The organism is Ornithinicoccus halotolerans (assembly GCF_009602535.1).
Classification (GTDB): domain Bacteria; phylum Actinomycetota; class Actinomycetes; order Actinomycetales; family Dermatophilaceae; genus Ornithinicoccus; species Ornithinicoccus halotolerans.
The window spans coordinates 1-3718 of the sequence record NZ_WIQI01000172.1 but is presented as its reverse complement, the minus strand read 5'-3'; the positions used below and the strand labels follow the sequence as shown (position 1 = coordinate 3718).

The window sequence follows — 3718 nt, the reverse complement described above, 5'->3', positions numbered from 1 at the left end:
TCTCGTCCGCGGCGGCGCCGTCGTCCCACTCGTCCCACTCGTCCCACTCGTCTGCGTCGCGCCAGTGCCGACGGTCGTCCTGCCACCGGCGCCGGTCGTCCCAGCGGTCGTCGTCCTGCCAGCGGTCGTCGTCCTGCCAGCGGTCGTCCCCGTCGTCGTGCCACCGGCCGCGGTCGTCCTGCCAGCCCCGCCCGTAGTGGCCCTCGTCGCGGCGACGGGGTGCGTCCCGGGCTCGCCTCGACGGCCGCGGCGTGCGCGGCAGCGGGCGGGTCCAGTCGTCCTGCGGGTCGTGCGGCACGGGCACAGGGTAGGCGAGGAGGCTGCGTACCGGCGTCGTGCCACCCCGGGGTTGGGCCGGTAGCCTGCTCGCCGTGCCTGCGTCCGGACCCCTCAGCCCCGTGTCGGTGATCATGCCCGTCCGCGACGAGGAGCGGTACCTGGCCGACGCCGTGCGCTCCGTCCTCGGCCAGGACTACCCCGGGGAGCTCGAGGTCGTCCTCGCCGTCGCGCCCTCGACCGACCGCACCGAGCAGGTGGCCGCAGCCCTCGCCGCGGCGGACCCGCGGGTGCAGGTGGTGCCGAACCCGGCGGGGCACACCCCGGCCGGCCTCAACGCCGCGATCGAGGCCTCCCGCCACGAGGTGGTGGTCCGCATGGACGGGCACGGCGCGATGTCCCCGGGCTACCTCTCCCGCGCCGTCGCCGTGCTCGAGGAGACCGGTGCGGCCAACGTCGGTGGGGTGATGCTGGCCGAGGGGCAGACCCCGTTCGAGCAGGCGGTCGCCGCGGCGCTGCGCTCCCCGCTGGGCATCGGGGGGGCGCGGTTCCACGTCGGCGGGCGGCCCGGGCCGGCCAAGTCGGTCTACCTCGGCGTGTTCCGGCGTGACTGGCTGCGCCGCGTCGGCGGATACGACCCGGCCTACCGGCGGGCCCAGGACTGGGAGATGAACTACCGGATACGCCAGCAGGGCGGCACCGTCTGGTTCGACCCGGGGCTGTCGGTCAGCTACCGGCCCCGGCCCAGCCTGCGCGAGCTGGCGCGGCAGCAGTTCCGCACCGGGCAGTGGCGCCGCCGGCTGGTGCGGCAGTACCCGGCCTCGGTCAACTACCGGTACCTGGCCCCTCCGCTGCTGGTCGTCGGGCTCGCCGGCAGCCTGGTGGGCGGCCTCCGCTGGCGGCCGCTGTGGCTGCTGCCGGCGGCCTACGCCGCGACGGTCACCGTCGGTGGCGCGGCGACCGGGGCACGGCACGGACCGCAGGTCGCGGCCCGCACCCCGCTGGTGATGGCCACGATGCACCTGGCCTGGGGCACCGGGTTCCTGCTCCCGGCCCGCGAGGACGGCTGAGCCAGCCGCTACCGCTGCTCAGCGTCGATCGCCAGCTCCTGCAGGTCGACGGCCAGCTCGACGCCGGTCCGCTCGCTGACCTCCTCGACGGTGACACCGGGGGCCAGCTCGCGCAGCACGATGCCGTCGTCGGTGACGTCGAGGACGGCCAGGTCGGTGATGATGCGGTCGACCACGGCCAGCCCGGTGATCGGCAGCGTGCACTCGGGCAGGATCTTGGGCGCGCCGTCCTTGGCGGTGTGGTCCATCAGCACGATGACCTTCTTGGCGCCCTGCACCAGGTCCATCGCGCCGCCCATCCCCTTGACCATCTTGCCGGGGATCATCCAGTTGGCGATGTCACCGGCCCTGGAGACCTGCATCGCGCCGAGGATGGCCGCGTCCACCTTGCCGCCGCGGATCATCCCGAAGCTGCTGGCCGAGTCGAAGATCGAGGAGCCGGGCCGCAGCGTCACGGTCTCCTTGCCGGCGTTGATGAGGTCGGGGTCCTCGGTGCCCTCCACCGGGTAGGCCCCCACGCCGAGGATGCCGTTCTCGCTCTGCAGCACCAGCTCGACGTCATCCGGGACGTAGTTGGGCACCAGCGTGGGCATGCCGATGCCGAGGTTGACGTAGTCGCCGTCGTGCAGCTCCGCAGCGGCCCGTGCGGCCATCTGCTCCCTGGTCAGCGCCATCTCAGCTCTCCTCGGTCGCGGTCAGGGCGGGCCGCACGGTGCGCTTCTCGATGCGCTTGTCGGCGGCCTGCTCGGGCGTCAGCGCCAGCACCCGCTGCACGTAGATGCCGGGCAGGTGGATCTCGTCAGGGTCCAGCTCGCCGGGCTCGACCAGCTCCTCGACCTCGGCGACCGACACCCGGCCGGCCATGGCGCACAGCGGGTTGAAGTTGCGGGCAGTGCGGCGGAACACCAGGTTGCCGTGCCGGTCGCCCTTCCAGGCCCGGACCAGCCCGAAGTCGGCGACGATGGCCTGCTCGAGCACGTAGTCGCGGGTCTGGCCGAGGAAGTCGAAGCTGCGCGTCTCCTTCGGCGGGGAGGCGACGACCACCTCGCCCTGGTCGTCGTAGCGCCACGGCATGCCGCCCTCGGAGATCTGGCTGCCCACGCCGGTGGCGGTGTAGAAGGCCGGGATCCCCGAGCCGCCGGCGCGCAGCTTCTCCGCGAGCGTGCCCTGGGGGGTCAGCTCGACCTCGATCTCGCCGCTGAGGTACTGGCGGGCGAACTCCTTGTTCTCGCCGACGTAGGAGGCGACGATGCGACGCAGCCGGCCCTGTCCCAGCAGCAGGCCCAGCCCCCAGTCGTCCACTCCGCAGTTGTTGGACACCACCTCCAGGTCGGTGGTCCCCCGCTCCAGCAACGCGGTGATGAGCACCGAGGGGATCCCGCAGAGGCCGAAACCGCCCACGGCCAGGGTCATCCCGTCCTGCACGCCGTCCAGGGCCTCCGCGGCGGAGGCGACAACCTTGTCCATGCCGGCCACTGTATCGACCGGGCCGCACGGGCCGCGGGGGGTCCGCCGGCTCAGGCGGTCAGGTCGACGCCCTCCTCGGCCAGTCGCGGGTCGTCGGCCGCCGGGGGGCCGCCGCGGACCATGACGACCGAGCCGCGGACGGCCATCGCGTGCAGCACCTGGGTGAGGACGACGCCCGAGTCGGTGTCGGTCACCAGCACCCGGGCGCCCCGCGGCCAGGTCTGCCCCGGCACGACGTCGCGGTAGGAGATCCGGCGGCCGTGGTGGACCAGCGCGGGGTCCTCGGGCTCCGGCTCGTCCCACGGCTCGAAGGAGTCGCCGTAGGAGGCCAGCTCGTGGGCCTCGTCCATGATGCCGGTGCGCAGCATGCCGGGGAACTCCCGCGCCAGGCCCGCCAGCGTCACCGCCACCACCTCGTCGGCGTCCTCGGCCTCGGGTGCGTCCGGGTCGGTGGTGACCAGCACGTCGGCGCCCTCGTGCGGGTCGAGCGTCACCGTGCAGCCCACCGACCACGCCGCGAGCGCCCAGTACGCCAGCCGCCAGTGCGGCGCGGGCAGCGCCAGCCGCACCAGGGTGCCGGGCTCGGCGTCGAAGCCCTCCTGCAGCGCGTTGGCCGCCTTGGCCACCCAGGTGCCCAGCACCCGGCGGGACACCTCGATCCGCTCGCCCCGGGTGGGTCCCGGGGTGTCGTCGTAGTAGGTCAGGGCGGGCCGCGCGGACTCCTCGGCCGCGAGGGCCGCCAGTACCTCGGCAGGGGTGGGCACGGCGCCACCGTAGTGCACCGGTGCCGGCGCCCCGACGGCCACGCCGGGCACCTGGCCGCGGCGTCCGGCGCCGTGGCAGGGTGACGTCCGTGGCCTCCAGTCCCGCCCCGCCCCACGCTGCCCGCCGGCCGCCGGCCCGTG

At 74.4% G+C, this 3718-nt stretch carries 4 protein-coding genes and 1 pseudogene; 1 reads left to right on the top strand and 4 read right to left on the bottom strand.

All coding sequences use genetic code 11. From position 1 onward, the window contains the following. Positions 1–298: pseudogene (locus GFJ45_RS15590) on the bottom strand (hypothetical protein); the annotation flags it as partial. A gap of 73 nt (positions 299–371) precedes the next feature. On the opposite strand from GFJ45_RS15590, the gene GFJ45_RS15585 reads away from it, so the two are divergent. Next, positions 372–1346 (top strand): glycosyltransferase family 2 protein, encoded by a 975-nt coding sequence (locus GFJ45_RS15585; RefSeq protein ID WP_228387181.1) that lies wholly within the window; start codon positions 372–374, stop codon positions 1344–1346. A gap of 8 nt (positions 1347–1354) precedes the next feature. Here GFJ45_RS15585 and GFJ45_RS15580 read toward each other — a convergent pair whose 3' ends face one another. From GFJ45_RS15580 to GFJ45_RS15570, 3 genes are read right to left on the bottom strand one after another with little or no spacing between them, the layout of a single operon-like run. Further along, positions 1355–2020, bottom strand: a complete 666-nt coding sequence (locus GFJ45_RS15580; RefSeq protein WP_153398877.1) for a CoA transferase subunit B — start codon at positions 2018–2020, stop codon at positions 1355–1357. 1 nt (position 2021) lies between these two features. Next, positions 2022–2813, bottom strand: coding sequence for a CoA transferase subunit A (locus GFJ45_RS15575; protein ID WP_153398874.1), 792 nt, complete (start codon positions 2811–2813; stop codon positions 2022–2024). 50 nt (positions 2814–2863) lie between these two features. Next, positions 2864–3577, bottom strand: coding sequence for a TIGR03089 family protein (locus tag GFJ45_RS15570; RefSeq protein WP_194288724.1), 714 nt, complete (start codon positions 3575–3577; stop codon positions 2864–2866). Positions 3578–3718: the final 141 nt, after the last annotated feature.

Bases quoted from the DNA above. Each gene is read 5' to 3' on its own strand.
- GFJ45_RS15575 (WP_153398874.1), bottom strand. From the start codon at position 2,813: ATGGACAAGGTTGTCGCCTCCGCCGCGGAGGCCCTGGACGGCGTGCAG.
- GFJ45_RS15580 (WP_153398877.1), bottom strand. From the start codon at position 2,020: ATGGCGCTGACCAGGGAGCAGATGGCCGCACGGGCCGCTGCGGAGCTG.